Source organism: Corallococcus sp. AB049A (genome assembly GCF_003668885.1).
GTDB lineage: Bacteria > Myxococcota > Myxococcia > Myxococcales > Myxococcaceae > Corallococcus > Corallococcus interemptor.
Genome location: NZ_RAWL01000072.1, coordinates 1 through 26,265 on the forward strand (window position 1 = coordinate 1; position 26,265 = coordinate 26,265).

19 protein-coding genes and 2 pseudogenes are annotated in these 26,265 nt (G+C 71.0%); 10 read left to right on the plus strand and 11 right to left on the minus strand.

What is annotated here, in order from left to right:
- Positions 1-1,489 (plus strand): PAS domain-containing sensor histidine kinase (locus tag D7X55_RS10745; protein ID WP_120549091.1); only part of this gene is annotated, 1,489 nt, incomplete at its 5' end.
- Positions 1,490-1,507: 18 nt separating this feature from the next.
- Here the strand turns inward: D7X55_RS10745 and cheB are convergent.
- The 7 genes from cheB to D7X55_RS10780 are packed head-to-tail and all read right to left on the minus strand — an operon-like array spanning position 1,508 to position 11,176.
- Positions 1,508-2,548 carry a chemotaxis-specific protein-glutamate methyltransferase CheB gene (gene cheB, locus D7X55_RS10750; RefSeq protein WP_121723003.1) on the minus strand — a complete coding sequence of 347 codons (1,041 nt, stop codon included), beginning with the start codon at positions 2,546-2,548 and terminating at the stop codon, positions 1,508-1,510.
- Entirely contained in the window at positions 2,545-3,366 is an 822-nt protein-coding gene (locus tag D7X55_RS10755) for a protein-glutamate O-methyltransferase CheR (protein ID WP_121723004.1), read from the minus strand. Before D7X55_RS10755 ends, cheB begins: the two co-directional genes overlap by 4 nt.
- A gap of 18 nt (positions 3,367-3,384) precedes the next feature.
- Positions 3,385-5,754 carry a HEAT repeat domain-containing protein gene (locus tag D7X55_RS10760; protein WP_120549088.1) on the minus strand — a complete coding sequence of 790 codons (2,370 nt, stop codon included), beginning with the start codon at positions 5,752-5,754 and terminating at the stop codon, positions 3,385-3,387.
- Positions 5,751-8,294: a methyl-accepting chemotaxis protein gene (locus D7X55_RS10765; RefSeq protein ID WP_121723005.1), complete on the minus strand. Its 2,544-nt coding sequence runs from the start codon at positions 8,292-8,294 to the stop codon at positions 5,751-5,753. The genes D7X55_RS10760 and D7X55_RS10765 overlap by 4 nt, the downstream gene beginning before the upstream one ends.
- Complete coding sequence (locus D7X55_RS10770) at positions 8,275-8,721, minus strand: chemotaxis protein CheW (protein WP_120549086.1); 447 nt, start codon at positions 8,719-8,721, stop codon at positions 8,275-8,277. The genes D7X55_RS10765 and D7X55_RS10770 overlap by 20 nt, the downstream gene beginning before the upstream one ends.
- A complete protein-coding gene (locus tag D7X55_RS10775) occupies positions 8,718-10,787 on the minus strand; it encodes a chemotaxis protein CheA (protein ID WP_121723006.1) in 2,070 nt (689 codons plus the stop codon). The genes D7X55_RS10770 and D7X55_RS10775 overlap by 4 nt, the downstream gene beginning before the upstream one ends.
- Positions 10,784-11,176: a response regulator gene (locus tag D7X55_RS10780; protein ID WP_120549084.1), complete on the minus strand. Its 393-nt coding sequence runs from the start codon at positions 11,174-11,176 to the stop codon at positions 10,784-10,786. The genes D7X55_RS10775 and D7X55_RS10780 overlap by 4 nt, the downstream gene beginning before the upstream one ends.
- Before the next feature lie 289 nt (positions 11,177-11,465).
- Between D7X55_RS10780 and D7X55_RS10785 the strand changes: the two genes are divergently transcribed.
- Entirely contained in the window at positions 11,466-12,923 is a 1,458-nt protein-coding gene (locus D7X55_RS10785) for a response regulator (protein ID WP_158626354.1), read from the plus strand.
- An 80-nt stretch (positions 12,924-13,003) separates the two neighbouring features.
- Positions 13,004-13,399, plus strand: a complete 396-nt coding sequence (locus tag D7X55_RS10790; protein WP_233609779.1) for a response regulator — start codon at positions 13,004-13,006, stop codon at positions 13,397-13,399.
- A 10-nt stretch (positions 13,400-13,409) separates the two neighbouring features.
- On the opposite strand, the gene D7X55_RS10795 is transcribed toward D7X55_RS10790, so the two are convergent.
- Positions 13,410-13,790, minus strand: coding sequence for a response regulator (locus D7X55_RS10795; RefSeq protein ID WP_120549081.1), 381 nt, complete (start codon positions 13,788-13,790; stop codon positions 13,410-13,412).
- A 185-nt stretch (positions 13,791-13,975) separates the two neighbouring features.
- Between D7X55_RS10795 and D7X55_RS10800 the strand changes: the two genes are divergently transcribed.
- The 6 genes and pseudogenes from D7X55_RS10800 to D7X55_RS10825 all read left to right on the plus strand — a co-directional run bounded on the left by D7X55_RS10800 (position 13,976) and on the right by D7X55_RS10825 (position 21,575).
- Positions 13,976-16,855 carry a PAS domain-containing protein gene (locus D7X55_RS10800; protein ID WP_121723008.1) on the plus strand — a complete coding sequence of 960 codons (2,880 nt, stop codon included), beginning with the start codon at positions 13,976-13,978 and terminating at the stop codon, positions 16,853-16,855.
- A gap of 65 nt (positions 16,856-16,920) precedes the next feature.
- A complete protein-coding gene (locus D7X55_RS10805; protein ID WP_120549079.1) occupies positions 16,921-17,571 on the plus strand; it encodes a TIGR02269 family lipoprotein in 651 nt (216 codons plus the stop codon).
- A 25-nt stretch (positions 17,572-17,596) separates the two neighbouring features.
- A complete protein-coding gene (locus tag D7X55_RS10810; protein ID WP_120549078.1) occupies positions 17,597-18,322 on the plus strand; it encodes a double-CXXCG motif protein in 726 nt (241 codons plus the stop codon).
- Between the two features lie 164 nt (positions 18,323-18,486).
- Entirely contained in the window at positions 18,487-19,509 is a 1,023-nt protein-coding gene (locus tag D7X55_RS10815; RefSeq protein ID WP_121723009.1) for a deoxyhypusine synthase family protein, read from the plus strand.
- 167 nt (positions 19,510-19,676) lie between these two features.
- Positions 19,677-20,974 (plus strand): annotated as a pseudogene (locus D7X55_RS10820) (AHH domain-containing protein).
- A gap of 202 nt (positions 20,975-21,176) precedes the next feature.
- On the plus strand, positions 21,177-21,575 hold the full coding sequence (locus tag D7X55_RS10825) for an imm11 family protein (RefSeq protein WP_233609780.1): 399 nt from the start codon (positions 21,177-21,179) through the stop codon (positions 21,573-21,575).
- Positions 21,576-21,599: 24 nt separating this feature from the next.
- Here D7X55_RS10825 and D7X55_RS10830 read toward each other — a convergent pair whose 3' ends face one another.
- The 3 genes from D7X55_RS10830 to D7X55_RS10840 form a co-directional block, all read right to left on the minus strand.
- The gene (locus D7X55_RS10830) at positions 21,600-22,763 is read right to left on the minus strand and encodes a protein kinase domain-containing protein (protein WP_121723010.1); all 1,164 of its coding nucleotides are present in this window, start codon (positions 22,761-22,763) and stop codon (positions 21,600-21,602) included.
- 117 nt (positions 22,764-22,880) lie between these two features.
- Positions 22,881-24,815, minus strand: a complete 1,935-nt coding sequence (locus D7X55_RS10835; protein ID WP_158626355.1) for a serine/threonine-protein kinase — start codon at positions 24,813-24,815, stop codon at positions 22,881-22,883.
- Complete coding sequence (locus tag D7X55_RS10840; RefSeq protein WP_147470078.1) at positions 24,812-25,732, minus strand: DUF2381 family protein; 921 nt, start codon at positions 25,730-25,732, stop codon at positions 24,812-24,814. Before D7X55_RS10840 ends, D7X55_RS10835 begins: the two co-directional genes overlap by 4 nt.
- Before the next feature lie 250 nt (positions 25,733-25,982).
- Here D7X55_RS10840 and D7X55_RS42880 point away from each other — a divergent pair.
- A pseudogene (locus D7X55_RS42880) lies at positions 25,983-26,265 on the plus strand (hypothetical protein); the annotation flags it as partial.

Below are 26,265 nucleotides of genomic sequence, written 5' to 3' on the forward strand. Positions count from 1 at the left end.
TTCCCGTCCCTCCGCCCCGTCTCCGACGGAGGCCTCTGGCCCGGGTCCGCTCGCGCTGCTGGAGGGGCTGCCAGAGGCCTTCCTGGGCGTGGACGCGGGCTGGCGCATCACCTTCCTGAGCCGGCGCATGCGCGAGCTGCTGGGCGCGCGCGTCCAGCCGGGGGACGACCTGCGCAAGAAGGTGGCGGACGTGCTGGGCCTGGGACAGCACCTGCGCCTGGACGCCCCCGCCACCGGGCAGTCCGCCGCCGAACCCTACGAGCACCGCTGGCACGAGGGCGGCCTGTGCTTCGAGGTGAGCGCCCGCCCCGTGGAAGGCGGCCTGCTGGTGCACTGCCGCGACATCTCCCGCGAGTTCCAGGCCCGCCATGAGCTGCAGCGCGTGGGCGAGCTCTTCCAGGCCGTGATGGAGGGCACCACCGACGCCATCTACATCAAGGACATGGAGGGCCGTTACCAGGTCATCAACTCCGCGGGCGCGCGCGCCCTGGGCCGCACGGTGGCCGAGGTGCGCGGCCGCACCGACGCGGAGCTCTTCCCGCCCGACGAGACGAAGGTCAACCTGAGGCACGACCGGGACGTGCTCAAGGCGGGCCACCCGCTCACCTACGAGGACGAGCAGAAGGACCCCCACGGGGACACGCGCGTGTGGCTGTCCACCAAGGGCCCGCTGCGCGACCCGGAAGGGAACGTGTTCGGCCTGTTCGGCATCAGCCGCGACATCACCCAGCGCAGGTGGGCGGAAGAAGAGGTGCGCCGGCACTCCGAGTTCCAGGAACACCTGATGGGCATCATCAGCCACGACATCCGCAGCCCGCTCGGCGCCATCATGAACTGGTCGCGCGTGCTGGCGGCCGGGGGGCCCGCGGAGGAGACGGCGCGCACCAGCCGGCGCATCGCCACCGCGGCGGTGCGCATCGAGCGGCTGACGCGCCTGCTGCTGGACTTCACCCGCGCCCGGCTGGTGGGCGGCGTGGTGATCGAGCCGCGCGGCACGGACGCGCAGGAGCTGCTGACGAAGGTGGCGCACGAGTTCCGCGTGGCCTACCCGCAGCGCGACATCGTGGTGGACGCCAAGGGCAACACGCAGGGGCAGTGGGACCCGGACCGCCTGGCGCAGGTGGTGTCCAACCTGGTGGAGAACGCCCTCAAGTACGGCCCGGCGGACGCGCCCGTGCGCCTGGCGACGCACGGCCTGCGCAACAAGGTGGTGGTGACGGTCCACAACCAGGGCCGCCCCATCCCGGAAGCCACCCTGCCCCACCTCTTCGAGCCCTTCCGCCAGGGCCCGCAGCAGACGCGCACGCTGAAGATGAGCTACGGCCTGGGGCTCTACATCGTGCGCGAAATCGTCCACGCGCACGGCGGCACCATTGAAGTCACCTCCACCGAGGACGACGGCACCACCTTCACCGTCACGCTGCCGCGCCGCGCGCCGCCCCGGAAGGGCCCGCCGCCCGAGCCGCCGCACCCGCCCTCGCACCACTGAAGGCGAGGGCCCGCTGCGTCAGACGAAGCGGGAGATGAGCGGCACCAGTTCGTTGAGCGGCGCGCTGCCGTTGGACAGGCCGGCCTCCGCCACCGCGCGCGGCATGCCGTACACAACACAGGAGGACTCGTCCTCCGTGAGCACCACGCCGCCGGCGGCACGCACGGCCTGCGCGCCCTTGAGGCCGTCCTCGCCCATGCCGGTGAGCACCAGCGCCAGCGCGTCCCTGCCCCACACCTGCGCCACGCTCTGGAAGAGCACGTCCACGGAGGGGTGGTGCGGGGTGCCCAGCGGATGGCGGTCCAGGCGCACCAGGTTGAGCGCCCCGTGCCGCACGACCTTGAGGTGGTACCCCGCGCGCGCCAGCACCGCGCGGCCGGGCACCAGCTCCATGCCGTCGCTCGCCTCCACCACCTCCAGCGCGCTCTGCGAGTCCAGCCGCTTCGCCACGGCCTCCGTGTAGCCGGCGGGGATGTGCAGCGCGAGCACCACCGGCGCCGGGAAGTCCCTGGGCAGCGCGGACAACAGCCGCGTCAGCGCCTGCGGCCCGCCCGTGGACGTGCCCACCGCCAGCAGCTTCGGGGACGCCGCGGGCAGGGGCTTCATGGGCGGGGCCTCCGGGGCCTTCGCGGCCTCCGCCAGCTCCTGCGCGTAGCGCGGCACCGCGCGTCCCGCGACGCGCACCTTCTCCACCAGCTCCGCGCTCAATTCGTAGAGCCGGTCCGTGGCGAGCGCCGTGGGCTTGTGCACCAGGTCCACCGCGCCCGCCTGGAGCGCGGAGACGGCCAGGTCGCTGTCCGCGCCCGCGCTGCTCACCACCACCACGCGCGGCGCCTCCGGCATGCCGGCCAGCGCGCGCAGGAAGCCCGCCCCGTCCAGCGACGGCATCACCAGGTCCAGGGTGATGACGTCCGGCTTGAGCTCCGCCACGCGCTCCAGGGCGTCCAGCCCGTCGCGCGCGGTGCCCACCACCTCCAGCCCCTCCGCATCCGACAGCACCTTGCGCAGCACCTTGCGCGCGAACGCCGAGTCGTCCACCACCAGCACGCGCAACGTCATGGGCCCGCCTTGCTGTAGAAGAACGCGCCCCGGCGCTCCTCGCACTGAAGCGCCGTGCCGAAGCGCATCAGCGACTCAGAGGTGCCCACCACCAGGTGCCCGCCGGGCCGCAGCGTCCGGGTGAGGCCGTCCACCACGCGGCGCGCGGTGTCGTCCTGGAAGTAGATGAGCACGTTGCGGCAGAGGACGGCGGTGCAGCTCTCCGGCTCCGGGTAGCCCGGCGTGTCCACCAGGTTGAGCTGGCGCCACTCCACGCGGGCCATCAGGTCCGGCCGCACGCGGGGACGGCCGTCCACCATCTCCAGCCAGCGCCCCATCACGCCCGGGGGCAGCGCGCGCAGGCAGCGCAGGTTGTGCTCCCCCGTCCTCGCGCGCTCCAGCGCCCGAGCGCTCAGGTCCGTGGCCAGGATGGACACGTCATTCAGCACGCCGCGCGCGTCCAGCATCATGGCCAGCGTGAGGGGCTCCTCGCCGGTGGAGCACGCCGCGCACCACACCCGGGGCTTCCTGCCGGCGCGGACCTCTGGAACGAGCAGCTCGTCCACCAGCACCTCCAGCGCCTGCGGCTCGCGGAAGAAGTACGTCTCGTGGACGAGCAGCGCCTCCACCAGGGAGGCCAGCGCCTCCGGCCCCTTCGGGTCGTAGCGGAGGAAATAATAGTAGTCGAGCAGCGAGTCGAACCCGGCATCCAGCGCCCGGGAGGACAGCTTCTCCGCCAGCAGCTCCCGGTCCTCGGGCCCGTAGTGCAGGCCCGAGCGCTGCTCGATGAGCATGGACAGGATGGCCAGGACCTGCGGGGACAACGGCAGCGCGCTCATGGGCCGTGGGTTCTTTTCTCAGCGGCCCAGGGCCAGGAGGCAGGCCCGGCGCACTTCCGGGTCCTCGTCACGGTGGGCGGCCCGGTCCAGCGCCTCGCGCGCCTCCACGGTGCCCAGCGCCGCCACCGCGGGCGCGGAGGCCCGGCGGCCCGCGGGACTGGCGCCCACGAGCGACTGCATCAGCGCCGCCCGCGCGTCCGCCCGGCGCATGCGCGCGAGCGCCGCCACCAGCAGGGGCGCCGTCGCGTCGTCCGCCGCCTCCAGCGCCGCCATCAGCCCGGGCAGCCGGCCCTCCACCGGCAGCGCCAGCGCGGACACCACCTGTTCGCGCAGCATCACGTCCCCCAACAGCGACACCAGCTGCTGCGTCGCATGCGGGCCCGTGCGCGTGGCCAGGAAGCCCACCGCCGCGCTGCGCACGCTGTCGTCCCGGTCCCCGGCGGCGCGAAGCAGCGCGGGCAGCGTCTCCGGCGCGTCGTACTCCGCGACGGCGGACAGGGCCACCAGCCGCGTGGCCGGGTCCTCCGAGTGCACCGCCTCCAGCAGCACCGGCAGCGCGTCCGGCCGCCGGGCCACGCCCAGCCCCAGCAGGGCCGCGCGGCGCACGTCCGCGTCCGCGGACGAGGCCGCCCGGCGCAGCGCCGCCATGGCGCTCTCCGTGTGCATGTGCGCCAGCGCGTCCACCACCGCCACCCGCACCTGGCCCGCGTCGTCGTTGGCCAGCGCGACGATGGCGTCCGCGGCGGCCTCCTCGTTGAGCTTCCCCAGCGACTGGCACGCGTAGTAGCGCACCCACGGGTCGCGGTCGTTCAGGCCGCCCAGCAGCGTGGAGGTGATGCGCGCCTGCTTGTCCGTCTGGCCCAGCGCGCGCATGGCGGTGGCGCGCGTGCGCTCCGACTCGTGGCTGGCGGCGGCCAGGAGCGCGTCCACCGCGCGCGGGTCGTCGATGAAGGGCAGGCCGTAGATGGCCGCGTCGCGCAGCCGCTCGTCCGGATCCCGCATGGCGGCCAGCAGCGCGTCCAGGCCGCGCGGGTAGCCGAAGTACGCCACGATGCGCAGCGCCGCCCGCCGCTGGCGCCCGTCCGTCGAGCGCGCCGCCTCCAGCGCCAGCGTCTCCGTCGTGTCGCTGCCCAGCGACTGGATGGCGCCCACCACCGCCTGCGACACGCGCGGGTCCTCGTCCGACAGGCGCGCGAACAGCGCGGGCACCGCGGACGTGTCACCGATGCGCGACAGCGTCTCCGCCGCCAGCGCGCGCACCGTCGCGTCCCGGTCCTCCAGGCACACCAGCACGTCCGGCACCGCCGCGGAGCGCTTGCCCACCAGGGGCAGCAGCACCCGCCGGCGGGAGCTGTCGCCTTCGCGCAGCGCCTGCAATATCTGCGCGTCCGCCTCCGCGCCCAGCTCGCCCAGCGCCGCCGCGGCCGCGCGCGACACGCCCAGGTCCTGCGAATCCAACAGCCTCAGGAGCCCCGTGGCCGCGTCCGCGCCGCCCACCCAGCCCAGCAGGCGCGCCAGCGCGGTCTTCTCCCCCGCGTCCGCGCCCGCGATGACCTGGGCCAGCCGGCGTCCAATGGGGTGCGGCTCCGCGGAACTCGAGCGCAGCACCGACGGCACCGTGCGCGCGCCGCCGAAGCGCTGCACCTGCGCGTCGTGGATTTCGACCAGCGCCACCGCCGCCACGCGCACCACCGCGTCGTTGCCGCGCTGGAGCAGGCCCACCAGCGCGGGCACCGCGGCCTCCTGGCCGGTGCGGCCCAGGGCGCGCGCCGCCTCCAGGACGTAGAAGGGGTCTGACAACAGCGCCATCAGCGCCGGCACGACGGTGGGGTCGCCCGAGCGGCCCAGCACGTCGATGGCGGGGAAGATGCGGAAGAAGTTGCCGCTGCCCAGCGAGGACAGGAGCGCGTCCACCGCCGCGCCGCCGCCCACGCGGCCCAGCGCTTCAATCGCGGCCACCGCCACGTTGTCGTCCGGGTGGACGATGAGCCGCGCCAACAGCGGTACGGACTGCCGGCTGCGGCGGCGCCCCAGCACCTGGGCCGCGTCGCAGACGATGGCCGGGTTGGGGTCGTCCCCCAGCGCCTCCACCGGCCCCTCCACCTCACCCGTGGCGGCCACCAGCGCGTCCACCGCGGCGGCGATGCGCGCCTCGTTGTCCCGGCGGTGGCGCAGCACCTCGCACAAGGACTCCACGGAAGCGCTGCCCAGGCGCGCCAGCGCGGACACCACGGCGCGGCGCACCGCCCACGACGGCGCGTCCAGGCCCGCCACGAGCACCGGCAGGCTCGCCGGACCCTGGCGCGCCAGCCGCTCCACCTCTTCCACCCGGGCCCGGTCCTCCGCGGACAGCGACAGCGGGTGTTGCTTCGCGGTTGAACCGGTCACGTGGCCTGCTCCCGGGTGTTCCGGGCGGACCCCGGCTCCGAGCCGCCCAACAGGCCGCTCAGGTGACTCAACCCCTCCACCTGTTCTCCGTGCAGCCGCGACAGCTGCCCCAGCCGGCCCGCCACCTCCTTCACCTCCTGGGCGGTGACGGCCATGGCGCGCGCCTGCTCCGCGGTGGTGCCGGCGATCTCCCGGGCGCGGCCGCGCATGTCCTCCACGGACCGGCCCAGCTGCTCGCTCATGGACGCCTGATCCACGGCGGCCTTCGCCACCGCCGCCACGCCCGTGGCCTGCTTGGTGGCGGACGCGGTGAGCAGCGACAGCGCCTCGGTCTGCTCATCCAGCGCGCGCGCCGTGGAGCGGGCCACCCGGCGCACCTCCTCCGCGCCGCGCACCAGCGACGTGAGCGCCTGGGCCTGCTCCTCCGTGGCGCGCGTCACCTCCTTGGCCAGGGTGGCCACCTGACGGCTGGCCAGCTCGCCCTGCTTGAGCGCGCGGGCCTGCTCCGCCATGGCGCGCGTGGACTGGGCCACCTCCTTGCGCGTGGCCTCCATGGCCTTGGCCACCTCCTGCGCGGCCTTGGCCTGCTCCGCGATGCCGGTGAGCGTGCGCTGCGTGGAGGCCGCCACCTCCTGCGCCGTCGCGCCCAGCGCGCCCACCTGCTGGCCCTGCGCCATCACCGCGGCGCTCACGCCCTGCACCAGCTGGCGCATCTGCGCGGTGCCGCGGGCCAGGTCCGTGGCGGCCTGCGCCTGCTCCTGCATCGCGCGCGACACCTTCTCCGCCACCTCCGTCAGCTGGTTGTTGGAGCGCACCGCGTCGCGCAGCGCCTTGGCCTGGTCCTGGGTGGCCTGGGTGGTCTGCCGCGCCATGCGCCGCATCTCCGTGCCGCTCTGGGCCAGCGCCTGCGCCGCCTGCGCCTGCTCCACCGAGGACGCGGCGATGAGCCGCCCCTGCTCGCTCACCTTCGCCGTGGCCTGCACCAGCGCCTGCACCGCCTGCACCTGCTCCGTCGACGCGCGCGACGCCTCGCGCACGTTCATTCCCACCTCGTCCACGCCCTTGAGGATGGTGCCCAGCGCGCGCTCCGCGTCGCCCGCCAGCGCCGCGCCCTCGTCCGCCGCGCGCATGCCCTCCGTGTTGGCCACCGCCGCCTCGCGCGCCGTCGTCTGCAGGCCCCGGACAATCTTCGCCACGTCGCTGCTGGCCGCCGCCGCGCGGTCCGCCAGGGCGCGGATCTCCTCCGCCACCACCGCGAAGCCGCGGCCGTGCTCGCCCGCGCGCGCCGCCTCGATGCTGGCGTTGAGCGACAGCAGGTTCGTGCGGTCCGCGATGAGGTTGATGGTCTGCACGATGTCGCCAATCTCCTCGGCGCGCCGGCCCATCTCCTTCATCACCCCGGACGACTCCACGATGGACTGGCGGATGCGGCCAAAGCCCGCGATGGAGCGCGTCACGGTGGCGCCGCCCTCGCGCGCGCTCGCGCCCACGCGCTCGGCGGCCTGCCGCGCCTCCTCCGTCAGCTGCGACGCGCGCCGCGTGGAGGACTCCAGCTGCGAGGACGCGGTGGCGCTGGTGGACGCCAGGCCGTTGATGCTCTCCGCCGCGCGGGCCACCGCCTGGGCGGAGCGCGACAGCTGCTCGATGGTGGCCGCGTTGGCGTCCACCACGGCGGCGTTCTTCTCCGCGGTGGCGGCCACCTCCTCCACGCTGGCGGCCACCTCCTGCACGGTGGACGCGGTGGTGACCGCGCTCGCCTCCAGGGTGCGCGTGTGCTCCGCGACGCCGCGCACGCTGCGGGCCACCTGCTCCGTGGTGGAGGCCGTCTCCTCCACGCTGGAGGCCATGGCGGACGCGTCACGCACCACGTCCTGGAGCGTCCGGCCCAGCGACACCACGGCGCCGGACACCTGGCCCATGCGCTCGCCCACGCCCTGCGCGTCCAGGGAGAGGCGGGTGATGCCCTTGGACATCTCTTCAATGGTGGCGGCGACCTCTTCCGTGGTGGCGGCGCTGGTCTGGTTGCGCGACACCAGGTCCTCCACCGTGGCGGTCATCTCCTGCATGCTCGCCAGCAGCTCTTCGCTGGAGGCGGCCAGGTCCTCCGCGTTGGCGCTCACGCCCTTCACCGAGCGCGCGACCTCCTCCAGCGTGGAGGCCGTCACGTCCGCGCTGGACGCGAGCGTGCCCGCTTCCCTGCGCACGCTGGACACCGACGCCGTCACCTCCTGCATGGTGCCCGCGTTGGTCTCCGCCTCCAGCTGCACGCCCTTCGCCGCCTCGCCCACGGACACCTGGCTGCGCACCAGCGCCTGCACGGCGGTGCTCGTCTGCTCCACCTGCGCGGCCACGGACTCGATGGCGATTCTCACCTGCTCGCCCGCCGCCGCCTGGTCGTTGCCCGCGGACGCGAGCTTCGTCGCCAGCTGCTCGGTGGACCTCACCAGCCCCACGCCCTCCGCGACCTGGAGCGAGGCGCGCTCCGCCAGCGCGCGAGCGTCCTCCAGCTTGCGCACGCTGCTACCGTTGTCCGTCGACATCCGCCGCCTCCTCCCCCACCACCCGGGGGAAATCAATGAGCATCACCAGCCGGGGGCCCACCTGCGCCACGGCCTTCACGAACCCCTTCGCGCCCTCCACCACCATGGGTGGGGGCGGCTGGATGGTGCGCGGGTCCAGCTTCAACACCTCGCGGGCGCTGTCCACCAGCAGCCCCACGGTGCGCTCGCCCAGCTGCCCCACCACCACCCGCGAATCCAGCGACGGCTTCCCCGCCGGCAGGCCGAAGCGCACGCGCGCATCCACCACCGGGATGACCCGCCCGCGCACCTGCACCAGGCCGGCCACGTGGGAGGGGGCCCCGGGCACCGGCGTCGCGCCGGTGAAGGACTCCATCTGCACCACGTCCGCCGCGGGCATCGCGTACTCCGTCCCGTCCACCTTGAACAGCACGTGCAGCACGTTCATGTCACCCACTCCCCAGACCGCGGCGCCCGCTTGCGGCGGCCCGCGCGCGCGGCTCCCAGCGCGCCCAGGTCCAGCACCAGCGTGGGCTGGCCGTCACCCAGGTCCGTGGCGCCCGCCACGCCCGGCACGCGCACCAGCGGATCCTCCAGCGGCCTCAAGACAATCTCCTGCTGTCCCACCAGCCGGTCCACCGCGAAGGCCACCGGCTCCCCGCGCTGGCGCACGATGAGGGCCTTGGCGCCCTGCCCCACGGCGCCCGGGTCCACGGACGCGTCCAGCAGCCGCGCCAGCGACACCAGCGGCACCGCCGCGCCCCGGCGCTCCACCAGCCCCACGCCGTCCGCGCCCGCGGGCCGCACCACGCCCACGACGTCGATGAGCTCCTCCACCGTGCCCACCGCGACCGCGTACCGGCGGCCCGCGCACTCGAAGACGATGGCGTCCATCAGCGTCACCGTGAGGGGGACGAACACCGTGAAGGTCGTGCCCACGCCCTTGCGCGTGTCCATGCGCAGCTCGCCGCCCAGCTGCTCCACGACGATGCGCCGCACGATGTCCATGCCCATGCCGCGGCCACTGGTGCGAGTGACCTCCTGGCGCGTGGACAGGCCGGGCCGGCACAGGAGGTCCAGCAGCGCGTCCGCGGAGTCCGGCACGGGGGCGTTCGCCGCCTTCGCCACCGTATTCGCGTCCACGCCGCGCCCGTCGTCGCGCAGGGTGAGCTCCAGCTGGGCGCTGGCGCGCGTGTGGCAGGTGAGGCGCACCAGTCCCTCGGGGGGCTTGCCCGCGGCCTGGCGCTCCTCGGGGGACTCCAGCGCGTGGTCCACGGCGTTGCGCACCAGGTGCACCAGCGCGGGCAGCAGCCGGTCCGCCACCGCCTTGTCCAGCTCCGCGTCGCCCACGTCCAGCTCCAGCCGCACCGCCTTGCCCGTGGCGCGGCGCAGGCCGCGCACCAGCAGGGGCAGCCGCTCCAGCACGTCGCCCACGCGCACCATGCGCAGCCGCAGGATGGCCGAGCGCAGGTCGCGCAGCTGCCGGCCGTTCTCCTGGAGGATGGCGTTGAGCTCCCGCGTGGGCGCGCCCGCCTGGGTGAGCGCCGCCACCGCGCGCGTCAGCCGGGAGCGGTTGACGACCAGCGCCGCCAGCCACTCCATGGCCTCGTCCAGCCGGGACACCTCCACGCGCAAGAGGCCCCCGCCCCGGCGCACCTCCGGCTCGTCCAGCTCCTCTTCGAGGATGGCGCCGCCGGGCAGGCCGCCCGCGTCCGGGGCCGCGTCCGAAGACGGGCCTTCCTCGGGCGCGGGCGCCTCCAGCGAGCGCACCACGGCGGGCGGGCCGCCCACGGCGTCCAGCAGCGCGGCGTCCTCCGCGCGGGTGATGATGAGGAGCGCGAACGCGAGCGACGCGCCCCCCGCGGCGGCGCCGGACAGGGGCAGCACCTTCACGATGTCCGCGAGCTTCGCCACCCGCTCGCGCACGGTGTTGATGTTGAGCCCCTTCGCGGCGCGCTCCGCCGAGGGCACGAAGTCCAGCCGCAGCGCGCGCTGTCCCCCCGCGAGCCCGCCCTCCAGCTGCTCGCGCTCGGACGGGGCCAGGCGGGAGGCGAACGCGGCCTCCGCGTCCAGCTTCACGGCCCGCGCGCGCCGGGGAGCGGCGTCCCGCACCTGCGGGCCCAGCGCCTCCAGCCGCTCCAGCAGGTTCGCGGGCGCGGGCGACGCGGCCTTGCCGGCGCCCAGCTGCCGCACGCGCAGCTCGATGGCGCGCAGGCCCTCCACCAGCGGCTCCACGCTGGACTCGGGCAGCCGGCCGCCGGCCTGATCCGCCAGCCTTAAGGACGCCTCCATCCAGTGCGACAGGGAGACCACGGGCTCCACGTCCACCATGGCGGACAGGCCCTTCAACGTGTGCAGCGCGCGGAACAGCTCGCGCACGGCGCGGGGCTGGGCCTGCCCCTTGCGTACGGCCTCCTCCACCGCCAGCAGGTCCTTCTGCGCGGAGGCCAACAGCTCATCCGCCTCCGCCAGGTACGCGGGGAGGAACTCGGCGAACTCCCCGGAGCCGCTCACCCGCGTGACGCCTCGGCCGGCGACTTCTCCAGGAGCGCGCGCGCGGCCCCCTGGATGGAGTCCGGCGTGAAGGGCTTGGTCATGAAGCGGTTCGCGCCCGCCTGCAGCGCGCGCTCGCGGGAGGCCTCGTCGCCTCGCGTGGTGACGATGATGATGGGCAGGTTGCGCAGGTGATCCTGTCCGCGCACGAACTCCACCACCTCGATGCCCCCGATGTCGGGCATGTTGAGGTCCAGGACGAGCAGGTCGTAGGGCTTGAGCGACAGCTGCTCGATGGCCTCCAACCCGCTGGACGCCTGGGTGAAGTGGCTGTCCGGATAGGGCCGCAGGCAGGCGACCACCATGTCGCGCATCACCTTGCTGTCATCGACGACGAGTACCTCGGGCATGGCGTCCTCTGGAAACGGCCGGCCAAGCTAGATCGATTCCGACCCGCTGAAAGAAATGAGTCATCTCGCGGGCGTTGAACGTTGGCTTGTCCACGCCTGCATTGAACGATGTGCCACGGCGGGCGACGAAGCGCCACGCCCGCCCGCACATCCGGCACCCTGCGCCTGCTGATATTTCCGCTCGGGGAATTGAATTCCATCCATGCGCCCGCCTCCTCCGTCCGACGCCTCCTTCCCCCGCCCGCCAGGACTTCCCCTGCTTCCCCCCGAGCCCGCACCATATGTCTGGGTGGTGGACGACAGCGCCAGCGAAGCGCGCTTCATCAAGACCGCCCTCGGAACGGGCTTCCAGGTGGAGACGTTCCCGGACGGCGCGGCGATGCTCGAAAGGCTGCACACCGGGCGGGCGCCGGACGTCGTGGTGTTGGATTGGGAAATGCCAGGGATGTCCGGTCCGGAAGTCTGTCAGTTCTTGCGCGGACAGCGTGAAACCCAGGCATTGCCAGTGCTGCTGCTCACCTCGCACGACCGGCCGGAGGACCTGGTGCAGGGGCTGCGCGCGGGCGCCAATGACTATGTGTCCAAGCCCTTCCGCACGGAGGAGGTGAGGGCGCGGGTGGACGCGCTCGCGCGCACCAAGCGGCTGGTGGACGACGTGCGCCGCTCCACCGAGGAGAAGGCGGAGGTGTTCGCGCAGCTGGACGCGCTGCTCACGTCCTCGCCCGTGGGGATGTCGCTGTTGGACCGGGACCTGCGCTTCGTGCGCGTCAACGCGCGCATGGCGCAGCTGGACGGGCTGTCCGTGGACGCCTACCCGGGCCGGACGCTGGCGGAGGTCCTGCCCCGGTTCGCCGAACGGCTGGAGCCCCTCCTCCGCCGCGTCATGGAGACGGGCGAGGCCGCGGAGGAGCTGGGCTTCACCCTGGAGCACCCGGACGCGTCCCACGGCGAGCGGTACGTGATGGCCGGCTACCACCCGGTGCGCACCATCCGGGGCGAGGTGGTGGGCGTGGGCGCCGTGCTGGTGGACGTCACCCGGCTCAAGCAGGCGGAGGCCGAGCTGCGCTCGACCGCGGAGTTCCGCGAGCGCTTCCTGGGCATCGTGGGCCACGACCTGCGCAACCCCCTCAACTCCATCCGCATGGGCGCCAGCTTCCTCGTCGCCAGCGAGCAGCTGCCCCCGGCGCTGGAGCGCACCGCCAGCCGCATCATCAACAGCACGGACCGGATGACGCGGATGATCACCGAGCTCTTGGACTTCACCCGCAGCCGGCTGGGCAGCGGCATCCCGCTGACCCCGGAAGCCACGGACCTGGGCCAGGTGGCGCGGCAGGTGGTGGAGGAGCTGGAGCTGGTGCACCCGCACCGCACCGTGCGGGTGACGGCCACCGGCCCCCTGACGGGAAACTGGGACGCGGACCGGCTGGCGCAGGTGCTCTCCAACCTGCTGGGCAACGCCCTCCAGTACAGCCCGGCGGACACCATCGTGGAGCTGGAGCTGCTGGGTGAAGCGGAGCAGGCCATCGCGCGGGTGACCAACCCCGGGCCGCCCATTGCCCCGGAGGAGCTGGAGCTGCTCTTCCACCCCTTCCAGCGCGCGCGCACCGCGGCCCACGTGCCGTCCGGGCTGGGGCTGGGGCTCTTCATCTCTGATCAGATCGCCCGGGGCCACCGGGGCTCACTCACGGTGACGTCGGATACGAAGGCCACGGTCTTCACCCTGACGCTGCCGCGCGGCGAGACATGAGTCACGAGGGACGCACGACGCCCCGCTCCCGTGCCTCCCGGCCGTCCAGGCGCACGAGCCCCCTGGTATCGCCGGGACCCGTGCCCTACCGTGCAAGCGTGTCCATTCCGCAACACCGCGTCACCCTGCTCCTCGTCGAGAACAACGAAGACGTCCGCGAGGCGCTGCGTGAAATCCTCCAGTCGGAGGGCTACCAGGTCCTCACGGCGGTGAACGGCCAGGACGCGCTCCACGTGCTGAGCCGGCAGGAGCGGATGCCCTCCCTCATCCTGCTGGACCTGGTGATGCCGGTGATGGACGGCCACGCCTTCATCGAGCACCTGCGCAACACGGGCGCGCTCGCGCTGACGCGGGTGCTGGTGCTGACGGCGCACCCCACCCTGCCGCTGCCGCAGGGCGTGGCCGGGCGGCTGGGCAAGCCGGTGAAGCTGGAGGCGCTGCTGGACGCCATCGCCGTGCACTCCGTCCGGGAGTGAGCCGCGCGCCTCAGGCCGCGGGGCAGTGCCGCGCCACCATGGCCAGCAGCTCCGCGATGTCCACGGGCTTGCGCAACAGGCCCACCGTGCCCGGCGGCGCCTTGGCGGAGAAGTGCGCGGTGAGCATCAGCACGGGCAGCGCGCGGTAGCGCTCGTCCTGTTGGATCCGGTGGAGGAACTCGTGTCCGTCCATCACCGGCATCATCAGGTCCAGCAGCACCAGGCAGGGCTGGTCGTCATGATGAGCGGCCAGGACATCCAGGGCGGCCTGGCCATTGGCGGCCTGGAGCACCGTGTAGTCCTCCATCTCCAGCAGCTCCGCCACCACCTCGCGCAGGTCCGGTTCGTCGTCGACGATGAGGATGATGGAACGCGGAGGGGTGCTGCTCACGGCCAGCAGCCTACGCAGGTATTGCTACGAGCGCCAAGGAAGACGTGCCTCCCTGCCGGGCGTGGCTTCTGGCGGATCCGCACGGGTCGTGCGCCCGGCAGGCCGACTGTCTGGAATCACGGGTGAAAAAGGGTGGGTCCATTGCGCCTGGGTGCCCGAGCCCCTACCCCCTTCTCTACGGGCCCATGAACCTCGTCGCGGACTTCATCGAAGCAAATCTGGACGTCCTGGTGCGGCGCTTCGCGGAGGCCGCGCGCGGGCTGGAGAGCACGCAGGGACTGAAGCCGTCCGAGGTCATCTCCACGCTGCCGGAGTACCTGCACGTGGTGGCGGCCATCTGCCGGCACGGCGCCACGCCGGAGCGGCTGGAGAGGCGCGAGCGCCTGGAGGAAGCCCACATCAACCTGCGGCTGCGCGTGGGCGCCACGCAAGAGGACGCGACGGACGAGTACACGCTCCTGGGGCGGCTCATCCCCCAGCTCTGGGAGGACGCCCAGCCAGAGCGCAAGCCCAGCGCCAGCGGCATGCACTGCCTCTTCCAGCAGCTGGAGGAGGCCATGGACCACGTGGTGGTCCTCTTCTCCGGCTACTCGCTGGAGGACCGTCAGCGGGAGAAGCGCTTCCTGCGGCAACTGGACGCGCTGGCGCCCCGCGCGCTGGCGCCTGGCGCGGACCTCCAGGCCCGGGTGAAGCCGATGGTGGAGCTCATCGTGCGAGCGATGGAGGCCACCGGCGCGGAGCTGTTCCTCGTGGACGCGGGCGGGCGGAGGATGGTCCCCGTCGCGCACACCGCGCACCTCGTCCCGCCTCCGGGCCGGCCGGTGGACGCGCAGGGGCCGTCCTTCCTGGGCCGCGTGGCGCGCTCGGAGGAGCCGCTGGTGCTCACGCAGGCGCGGGGCCTGGAGGCCTTCGAGCGCGACGGGCTGGAGGCCGGCGGCTGGAGCACGCTGCTGGGCCTGCGGCTGTGGCCCCATGGCGATTTGATGGGCGTGCTGTGCGTGGGCTTCGCGGAGGCGCGGCCGGTGCCGCCGCAGACCAAGCGCTTCCTGGAGACGCTGGTGGAGTACCTCTCCGGCATCCTCGACCGCGCGCTGTTGATGGGCCAGCTGCATGAGGTCAACGCGCGGCTGGAGGCGTCGGAGACGCGCTACCGGCTGGCCAGCCAGGCCGCGGCGGACACTGTCTGGGATTGGAACCTGCGCACCCGGGAGGTGACCTGGAGCGGGGAGACGCGCCGGCTCCTGGGCTTCGCGCCCGAGGAGATGGGCCCCCTGGTGGACTGGTGGGTGGCGCGCATCCACCCGGAGGACCGCGAGCGGGTGGAGACCGGCATCCACGCGGCCATCCAGGGCACCCAGGCGCGCTGGCAGGACGAGTACCGCTTCATCAACCGGCGGGGCGAGGCCATACGGGTGCTGGACACGGCCGTCATCCTGCGCGACGCGACGGGGCGGGGCCTGCGCGTGGTGGGCGCCCTCCAGGACGTCACCTCGCGGTGGGAGGTGGAGCACGGGCACGAGCGGTTGCTCAGCGAGGCCCGCACCGCGCGTCTGCGGGCGGACACGGAGCTCAGCCAGCTGCACTCGCTCCTGCGGCAGGCACCCGTCGCGCTCGCCATCCTCCGGGGGTCCGCGCACGTCGTGGCGCTGGCCAACGACCGCGTCTGCCAGCTCTGGGGGCGTCCCATGGAGCAGGTGCTGGGGAGGCCCGTGCTCGAGGCGCTGCCGGAGGTGGAGGGCCAGGGCATCCGGGAGATGCTCGACGGGGTCCTCGCCACGGGGATGCCCTACGTAGGCCAGGAGGTGCACGTGCGGCTGGCCCGGGCCGCGAGCGGCGCCCTGGAGGACGCGTACTTCAACCTCGTCTACCAGCCGCTGCACGTGGCGGAGGTCGGCATCGAGGGCATCCTCGTCGTCGCCAGCGAGGTCACGGAGGCCGTGCAGGCCCGTCAGCGGGCGGAGGGCCTGGCCACGACACTCCAGGCCAGCGAGGAGCGCCTGCGGCTGGCGCTGGACGCGGCGGACATGGGCAGCTGGGACATCGAGCTGGCCACGGGCCGGGGAACCTGGGACGCGCGCTTCCGCGCCATGCTGGGCCTGCCCGCGCAAGGCGAGGTGCTGCTCGACGAGGCCATGCAGTTCGTCTTCGAGGAGGACCGGCGCCTGGTGGAGCACGCGATGGCGGAGGCGGCCCGGCCCGGAGGCTCCGGCGAGTACGCCAGTGAGTTCCGCGTACGGCCTCCGCGGGGCGGCCAACCGGTGCGCTGGATTTCCGGCCGGGGCCACGTGCACTTCGCGCCGGACGGGCGGCCCGTGCGCTTCGTGGGCACGGGGCTGGACATCACGGAGCGCAAGCTGGCGGAGGAGGCGGCGCGCCAGCGCGCGGAGTTCGAGCAGTACCTGGTGGGCATCGTGTCGCACGACCTGCGCAACCCGCTGAGCGCCATCACCCTGGGCACGTCGTCGCTGCTCAAGCGGGAGGAGTTGAGCGAGCACGCGACGAAGGCCGTGCTGCGCATCCAGAACTCGGCGGAGCGCGCGGTGCGGATGATCCGCGACCTGCTGGACTTCACCCAGGCGCGCATGGGCGGCGGCCTGCCGGTGCAGTGTCAGGAGTTGGAGCTGGGGGCGCTGGTGCGCCAGGTGGTGGAGGAGGTGCGGATGACCGCGCCGGAGCGGGACCTCCAGCTGTCGCTGCCCCAGGCCGGGCTGCGGGGCTGCTGGGATCCGGACCGCGTCACGCAATTGCTCATCAATCTATTGGGCAACGCATTGAAGTACTCGCCGGAGGACACGCCGGTGGCGCTGCGTCTGAAGGAGGTGCCCGGGGCCGTCGTGCTGGAGGTGCACAACGGCGGAGCGCCCATCGCGCCGGGCCTGCTGCCGCGCATCTTCCAGCCCATGCAGCGAGGGGTGCCGGGCATGGACGCGGCGACCCGCAGCGTGGGCCTGGGGCTCTACATCGTGAGGACCATCGTGCACGCGCACGGAGGCACCATCGACGTGACGTCCACCCGGGTGGCGGGCACGACCTTCACGGTGAGGCTGCCGCACGTGGACGCGTAAGGACCGGGGTGGCGAAGCTTCGGCTGGAATGGCCTGACAGACCGCACTGCTAGCCTTTGCGGCCTATGCGGAAATTCCTGTCGTGCGGCCTGTGGGTGTTGCTTCTGGGAGCGTGCGCGACTCCAACGGCACTCCTGACGCAATGGGAAGAGGCGGAGGTGGAGTGCGGCGAGCCCGCCGAGGATCACTGCGTCGCCCTGCTGTGCGGGGATGACGCCTGTGGCTTCTACCGCTGCGAGGACGTGCCTGGAGACGTGGTGCTGGTGCGCGGTCTGCCACCACGTCCGCCGCCCGCCGTCGCAGCGCCCGCACCGGGAGGTGGCCCCCAGCGCAACTGGGGCAGCGCCATGAACCTTCCCGGCGGCGGGGAACCCATCATGGTGTTCCCCTGGTACGGCACGCCCAGGCCCGTCCCGCCCCAGCGCCAGCTCCCAGCCGGTCGCTTCGAGAAGCATCACATCTTCCCCCAGGCGCCTGAACTGGCGGCGTGGTTCAAGGAGAAGGGCATCGACATCCACCTGTACACCCTGCCCATCCCGCGCCACATCCATCAACGCATCCACAACGGAGGACCGCGAGGCGGGGAGTGGAATCAGGCCTGGAAGGACTACAAGAACGCCCATCCGGAAGCCCCGCCCGTGGAGATCTTCAAACACGCGGGAGAACTCATCTATCGATTCCAGCTCCTGGGCGGCCCCATCCAGAAGTACAACTGACGCCTCAGCGCGAAGGAGCCAAGGGGTGGATCCGTTTTTCTGGGTGACCGAAGACCGCGACGTGGCCAGGCGCTACAGCGGGGATTTGAACGCGCGTCACCCCTGGGGTCTCCCGGGCATCAAGAGTTGCCCGGGATGTGGCCAGACCTGGAGCAACGCCGGCCACGAGTATCCTTGCGTGGACCTCGGCGCACTCCCGGAGCGAGCCTCTTTCGAGGAACCCCGCGCGGAGCCCTTCCATGAATTCGCCCGGCTTCGCGAGCAGGTCCGGCCCTGGGCTCCCTCGGGCGCATCTCTTCCTCCTGGGACGAAGTTCGGCCCACTGACGGGCACCGCCACGGGACGCTTCGCCCCATGTGTCTGGATGGGAGATGCGCTGCTGATGATGACCCGCGATGCCTTCGAACACATGCAGACGCAGGGCGTGCGCGGACTGATGGGCTGCAAGGCGATGCTCCGGTTCCGGAAGCAATCCCCCCAGGAACTGATGGAACTCCAGGTGGAACCCCAGGGACGGCTCCACCGGGACTGCCTTCCGGACGACCTGCCGCCTCCCTGCACCACATGTGGAAGAACGGGACTGAGCCGGCCGGAGTCTCCCCTCCTCGAAGCGGCCTCCTTGCCCACGGGCGTGGACCTGTTCCGCGTGGGCAACTTCGCCACGATGATCATCGCCACCCATCGCTTCCGCGAAGCCGTGCTCACCCGGGGCCTGGAAGGCATCACCTTTCGCGAGCTGCCAACCCGCTGAGCCTGCCCGCGGGGTGGCGCCACCCGGCACCCCGTGTTAGTGAAACCGCAGCCACTCGACGCCCCGATGGCGGCACGACCCTGCGTCGTGACCGTAGGGGGTCCTCGGGTGGCATTCGTGCGTCTGGCGCCTCCCGAGCATCACTCTCGTTGCTGGAGGCCCGCATGCCCGCGTCCGAACTTCCCGTCCTCGATTTCGTCCTCACGAACTACAAGAACTTCAACGCCCGCGCGACGCGTGACGCGCTCCTGTCCTACTGGGAGCACGTGTCGGGCGGTGGCCGGATGTTCTGGAGCGTCGCGGGCGCGATGTCCTCCGCGCAGCTGGGCATCACGCTCGCGCCCGCCATCCGCGCGGGGTTGATCCACGGCCTGTCGGTGACGGGCGCCAACCTGGAGGAGTCGCTCTTCCGGCTCGTCGCGCACGCGGCGTACAAGGACTTCCCCGAGTACCGCTACATGACCAAGCAGGATGACACGCGCATCCTGGATCAGCGGATGCGCCGGGTCACCGACACGAGCATCCCGGAGGACGAGGCGTTCCGGGCGGTGGAGAAGTTCATCGTCCCCATGTGGAAGACCGCATCGCGAAAGGGCGAGCGCCGCTTCTGGCACGAGTACTTCTACGAGCTCATCCAGGTGCTGGAGCCCTCGGCGTACGAGGGGGACCCCGAGGCCTGCTGGCTGCTGGAGGCGGCGAAGCGCAAGCTGCCCATCGTGGTTCCCGGCTACGAGGACTCGACGTTCGGGAACATCTTCGCGTCCTACGTGAAGACGGGCGAGTGCGGCGCGAGCATCGTCAAGTCAGGCATCGAGTACATGGCCGACTTCTACGACCGCTACGCGGAGCTCTCCGCGGGGAAGGGGGTCGGCTTCTTCCAGATTGGAGGCGGCATCGCCGGGGACTTCCCCATCTGCGTGGTGCCGTCGACGAAGTACGACCTGCAACAGCCGGTGAAGCCGTGGGCGTACTTCTGCCAGATCAGCGACTCGACGACGTCCTACGGCTCGTACTCGGGGGCCACGCCCAACGAGAAGATCACCTGGGACAAGCTCACGGAACAGACGCCGATGTTCGTCATCGAGTCGGACGCCACCATCGTCGCGCCGCTGATGCTGAGCGCGCTGCTGGAGTGCCAGCGCCAGCCGGAAGCGGCGAACGCGCGCATCGCCAGACACCGGCGCTGACGTGACAGCCCGCCCGCCGTTTCAGACGGCGGGCGTCGGCAGGTGCGGCACGCTGGCAACTCACCCCCATCGCTTGAAACCAGGACAGACCTTGTGAGTCGATGGGCATCAGCACAAAGTCAGGATACCGCACCTCCTGGTTACTGGAGGATACAGTCGGGGGTTCCATGAGGCTGGTCGGAGTCATCGCCCTGCTGCTGATTTCAGGCTGCGCCACCACCCGTGTTGTCCATATCGATGCCGGAAATGGACAGCGAGTCATCCACGCGTCCGTCGACGTCGATCCGGTCGAAGTGACTGAGAAGGAATTCAAGGCGGCCCTCACGCAACTCATCCTCGACATGCGCATGGAGGTTGCATTCCGCGAGTCAGATGCGGCGGGCCAGCGAGAGTGGGTACGGTCCAGGTCCCTACTCGCGTCCTCGAAGGGCCTCGCGGATTCCGGCTCGGGAAGTTCACCTGAGTCGCTGTACGCGCGTATCTGCCCGACCCGGACGAATGCTTGTCCCTGGTGGGCGGAACGGGACTGACTTTCTCGCGCAAGGACCGGACGCTGATGGCCCTGTCCTTCGCGCTCGATACCGTATGGGAGAGTGTCGAGGCCGAGGTTGGCAAGGTACTGAATCCGGTGATGCTCCGGGCAATGGTGACATCCGCGGCCATGCCCCTGCTCCTCACCATGGCGATTCCCGAACCGGTCACCAAGGTCATCGCGGTGGCACTGACCGCGGCGATGGTGGCCTATCTGGGCGTGGTGCCAGTCTGGGAGATTGGCCAGGGCTTCGTCCGGTTGTGGGATGACGCGGAGAGAGCAACGAGCGTCATTGAATTGCAGGACATCGGTCATCGCTTCGGAAAAGTGCTGGGTATGAATGGCACACGCGTCCTGGTGTTGCTCGTCACCGCGTCACTCGGCGGGAAAAGCGCGATGGCAGCCCAGGGCCCGAAACTGCCAGGCTTCCCCCTGGCCGCGCTTCGAGCACAAGCAGAAGCTGGATTCCCGCTGGGGGCGGCTTTGAATGGTGGAGTGACGTCCATCGCACTGCCCGCTGCGGGTGTGCTCAACGTCTCGCTTGCGCCAGGGGCCGTCGCGGCTCTTGGGATGTACTCGAACAACCAGATTCCAGGTGATGCCGAAGGGCCGGTTCATCACATCTGCACAAACAAGAATGCCACCTCCGCGGCAACGGGTGGTCCCTGGACGCCAATCTGCGAGGAAATCTTCGAGAAGGCGGGCATGAGTCTGGAGGACGTGGCAAACAAGGTGCGGCTCAAGGGGCACGAGGGGCCGCACTCCGCAGCGTACCACCGCGAAGTGGTGGGACGCCTGCAAGATGCCGTCAGTCTATGCAAGACCCCTGAGACCTGCCGGGCCGAGTTATTGAAAGAACTCGCGAAGATTGCCAACGAGCTGCTTACGCCGGGCTCAAAGTTGCGGCGTCAAATCGTGAAGGCGGGAGATTGAAGTGGAACGTCATTTCTATTGGGTGGACATCGCGGATGAACCCCAGTGGTACATCACGACTCCCGTCCCCGCATCCGAAGGGACCTTCGAGGCGCCTTGGATGTTCACCGCAGGGCGTGTTCTTCCCCCCCCAGGGCCCATCAAGGCTCGGGTTCGGAAACAGGGCGTGAGGCGCACGTTCATGTTCGCGGGAGTAGAGCGAGTGCCCATCGTCAGCGAAGACGTCGCGGATGTCTTCAGGACGTTGGCTCCTGATGACGTACAACTTTTCCCGGTGACGGTAGAGGGTGAGCCAGAGCGATACTTCATTATCAATACGCTCAAGATTGTTGACTGCATTGATGAATCGAACTGCGAGGAACTACAACCTTACGATCAAGACGACCCTCACCCTGAGCGTCGGGGGGCGTACCGTTGGATTTCCAGATTGAGAATCGACCCGGCGAAGGCCGAGGGCGCTCTCGTTCTCAGGCCGATGAAGTTCAAGACCGCATTCATTGTTTCAGAAGAGGTCAAGAATGCACTCGAACGAATTGGCAATCTGGGCGTTTCTTTCGAGTGTGTGACAGAGCCCCGTAAGGAGCATGGTGGCCCACAATGAAGTGATGAGCGCGCCAACGTCGTGTCACGCGGCAGGAGTAGGCAGGTGCAGCACGCTGCCGGAGGGGAAGGCGCCCACGTCCACCTGAAACGCCTCCAACCGTGGCGCGGTCTTCTCCAGGGCCCGCTGGAACTCCGCCGCGGCTTCCGCCCCACCATACTGGCCGCCCAGCGCGGCCATGTGAACGCGGAGGTCCGCCTCCAGGGCCTCCGCCGTCGCGTAACGTTCCGACGGCTCCCGCCGCAGCAGCCGGTGGAGGATGGCCCGCAGTCCGGGTGACAGCCGCGACATCAGAGACGCCAGGTCTTCCGGCCGGTAGGTGGCGGCGTGCATCACGACGTCGGCGTACTCCCCGGAGCCACACCCCGCCTCCGCCGCCACCATCATCCCCCGGAACACGCGCTGCGCATCCGCGTCCGTCAGCCGTGCCTCCAGGTCCCCCATCAATGCGCGCGGCAGGCTGTACAGGTGCAGGCTCGTCGCCAGCTCCAACAGGATGAGTCCCAGCGAGAAGAGATCCGAGCGCGCATCCGCTCCTTCCCCGAACAGCACCTCCGGAGCGCCGTAGTACGCCTCGCCATGCGGGCGCGTGATGCTGGAGGGAACCCGGTCCGGCAACCGTGAGTAGACGTCTCCCAGGTCCGTGAGCGCCAGCGTTCCCTCCGGCCCAAACCGGATGCCCTGGGGATGCAGGTCCCGGTGCACGAAGCCCAGCGGTGCCCCCCGCGCATCCGTCCTTCCATGCAGGAACCCGAGCAGCGACGCGAGCTGGAGGCCCACGTGCACCAGGAAGGACTCGGAATAGGAATGCACATACACCAGCGGCAGCATCGCCACGTCATCCAGCGTGGGTCCCGGGACGTGCTCCCACTCGAGGTAGAGCATGTCGCCCACCTCGTGACAGCCGTTCAGCCGGGCGATGCGTGGATGCTCCAGGAGCCGCGTGAGCGTCAGCGTCTCCTGCACCCGCGCGCGTGGATCCCTCAGCGATGATGCTCCCTGTCCACGAAGGGACAGGGCCTGGAGGAACACGGGCACGGGCTCGCGCCCGGGCTGCTTCCGGAGCGCGAGGAAGTGCTGCTCCCCGTGGCCCCGCCTCCGCAGGATCCGCACCAGTTCGAAGGTCTTGGACCCCGTCTTGAACAGGAATTCGGGAGGGGAAGGCTTCACAGTCCTGGAAGGGCTCATGCCGTGGGCGCTCCTTGGAGAATAAAGTCAGACTACTTTTTGAGTAGTCAGACCATCCAGGACCCATCAGGTTCTATTAGTACGTTTCTCCCGAACCAGCGCCCCGGCAAGAATGGCTCACGGGAACTCGTGCACGACGGTATAGGCAAAGGTGCGCGGCATCCGGGCCGCGCCGGGCTTGGACCCCTCGCTCCACCTGCCGCCGTCATAGTTTCCGTAGACGAAGCACACCGGGTAGATGCTTCCATCCGGCAGCTCCGCCCGGGTGTAGCGGCCCGTCACCCGCCCCTCCCCCGTCCAGAGGCGCCCATACAGACGGGTCCCCTCGGGCAGGTCTCCATACTGCTCGATGACGAGGCTGACGATGGGACCGTCGTGGACGATGGCGTCTTCGGAGCCCCGGCCGGGCTGTGTGATGTCCGTGTAGACGCTGGCGCTGCCGCCCTTGTTCAGGCCGAGCTTCCGCATGGCCTCCAGGGACCCCGTGGGACACCGGCTCGGCTCCGGGCGTACCTGGGCGCCCGTGCATCCCGTGAGGACGGCGGCACCCACCGCCGCGGCACACCTCTTCAGCGTGCCAGACCGGGTGGTCGTGGGAATGACCGCCGCCTGCTGCGGCGAATGGGGAGTCATGGCTTCCTTCTCCTGCGGAAAGAGGACGGGTGGGGAGGTGCCCGTCGATGGCCTGCGAGCTTCTTCCGGGCCGGGACCGGGCGCCATTTGCTGGACGTCTCGAGCCTCGCTCACCGCCAGCGGGGGCTCCTCCCGCACCAGGGCCCGCCGTAAGCTCCACACCGTCAGGCCCGCGACGAGCGGCCCCACCACCAACACCGCGAACGCGCCCCAGACGAGGGGATGTGAGCGCCCTCCTTGAACCCGTGCCTGGAGCGCACGGAGCGACCGGGCCTCGGCGGCTGCCACCTTCGCCGGATCACGTCGGCGCAGCTCGCGGGCCTCGCGAAGCCGGCGGGAGGACTCCAGGTGGCGGACGCGGGCGTCCCTCAAGGCGACCTCCTGCCCCGGCATCACGGGGCCCAGGACCTCCTCCGCATCCACCGTCGTGCGCGAGTTGCTGGCGGTCCGTTCGCGCCAGTCGAACAGCGGCGCGTCCCAAGCCGGCCCGCCATCCGCCAGACGCTGGCGCAGTTCCTCCGCCAGCAATGCCATGCTCTCGGGGCGCCGCTCCGGCTCGAAGGCCATCAGCCGCATCAGGGCCTCCGACAGTTCGTCCGGCACATGCGGGTTGAGACTCCTCACGGTGCGCAGGCCATGGGGCTCCGGTGCATCCCGGGGTGCGCCCCACTGCGCGGCGGGGTACTGATCCGTCAGCAGGCGATAGAAGGTCACGCCGACCGCATACAGCTCGTCCGCCACGGAGTAGGCATAGGGGCTGGAAGCGCCAGGCCGGCGCTCCGACAGCACGCGCCACATGAACAACTGGGGGCTGTAGTAGCGCGGACTGCCCGGTGGCAGCCGGGCGGTGGCGGTGAGCGCGGGTGCGCCTGCGTACCAACCCGCGCCCCAGTCCAGGACCTTCACCTTCCCATCCGGCGCGACCAGCACGTTGTCGCCCTTGAAGTCACGGTGCAGCGCTCCCTGACGGTGGGCGGTGGCCAGGGCCTCCAGCACCTGCACCAGTAGGCCTATCACCTGACGGGCGGTGGGATTACGGGCCAGCGCCCACTCGTAGAGCGACTCTCCCTCCACGTACTCCATCACGAGGTACGGGTGTTCCACGGGGCCCAACCGCCAGACACCGTGGGTGATCAACCGCACCACCGAGCGGTGGCGCACGCGGGCCAGCAGCTCCGCCTCCCGGGCGAACCATCGTTCTCCGGGACGCCGGGACAACTTCAGGGCATGAAGCCGGCCCCGAGGGCGGCCTGCCCGGCGCACGGAATACGTGGTGCCGTAACCTCCGGCCCCCAACCGCGCCACCACCTCCCAGCGGTCCACCCGGGTCCCGGGCGGCAACCACTCGGGTGACAGCAGGACGCGGCCCAGCACCGCCTCCGCATGCTGAATCCCCAGCTCCGACGACTCCCGGCTCACAGGGACAGTCCTTTCCATCGCACGGAGCGATCGCCTTCCTGATTCCAGACCTCCAGCACGTAGAGGGCTTGAGGATCCAGGTCCTGCGGCATGTGCCATTCCAGGACCACCTGCCCACTCGCACCGGGTTGCAGACGTGCCTCCAGCATCCGAACGGGAATCTCCCGCTGGATGACCTGCCCCGCCTTCTCATCCGGCCCCAACTGGATGAGCCGCCCCACGCCGGGCACCCACGGTGCGGCGCTGGATGCGTTTCTCAAGGTGAAGGCCATCAACCGGGTCCTGACGTGGCGGTAGAGAAGCGCGCTCCTTTTGACCTCCAGGCCTGGCGTCTCAACGGCTGCAAGAGCTCGTTCCATCGACACCGGCTCCGGCCCCAGCGCTCCGGTGAGCACCGCGCCCGCCAAGCCGGTCTGGGCGCACTGCGCACGCAGGGTCGCGAGCCCCGCCTCGGCGGCGGCGCACCGTCCCCGCAGCAGGGACAGTTCCTCCCCCAGGTCCTCGGCGGACAGCGCGTGGCGGGACACCTCCACCACTGTGTCTACCTCCTTCGGATCCGTCACGAGCAGGAACGACACCTGCCGGGGTGCGTCCTCTCCGGCGAAACGCACGGTGAGGAGCGGCCGTGACGACTCCGGCATGGCCACCGTGGGGCGCAGCACCATCACCCCCGGATACACCTTCAGCTGACCGAACAGCGGCGCCAGGGACTTCGTGTCGACGGACGCGGGCAGGATGTCCTCGTTGAACACGACGGTGGTGACCGTCCCAGGAGCAACGCGCAACAATTGCAGCGTCGTGGCCTCCTCCGCCCGCACCACCAGCTTCCGCTCCCGGGGAACGCGCGGCTGTTCCGGAGCCGCCGCGCCCAGCAGCACCACCAGCATTGGCCAGACAACCACACGGGGCGTAAGCACGAGGGGCAACCTCCAGCATCACACCCTAGCAAATGAAGCTGACGTGACGGGGAGGTTTGAAGTTCGCGATGCGCCAGGTCACCCGCTACATCACGGCCTCGAACGACACTCCAAGGTTCCCGCCCCCTTCGACCTGAGGACAGACGCCTCCCCGGTCTTCGAGGGATCGATCCGCAAGCCGTAATTTCAGCGATACTCACCCATTGACTCACATCTTCTACCCCCGCCGGGGCAAACACAGGAGGCATCGATGTTCCCGCGTCGAAGCTGGGCCGTGGTGTTGGTGTTGCTCCTGCCCGGGGTGGGTTGGCCGGAAGAGCCCCCTGAAGCCCAGCCCCCCACGGAGGAAGGCGAGGCTCAACCCGAGGCACGCATCCCCGCACCCTCGCCCAACGGCCCGGACTCGCGATGGGCAAGCCTGCTGCGGCTGGAAGCCACGACCCTGACGCTGCTGCCGCGCAATGGAGCAGGCGGGGACGAAGGCTTCGTGCAACTGGAGCCACGCGTGGTGGTGGCCCGGCGGGGGGCCATCC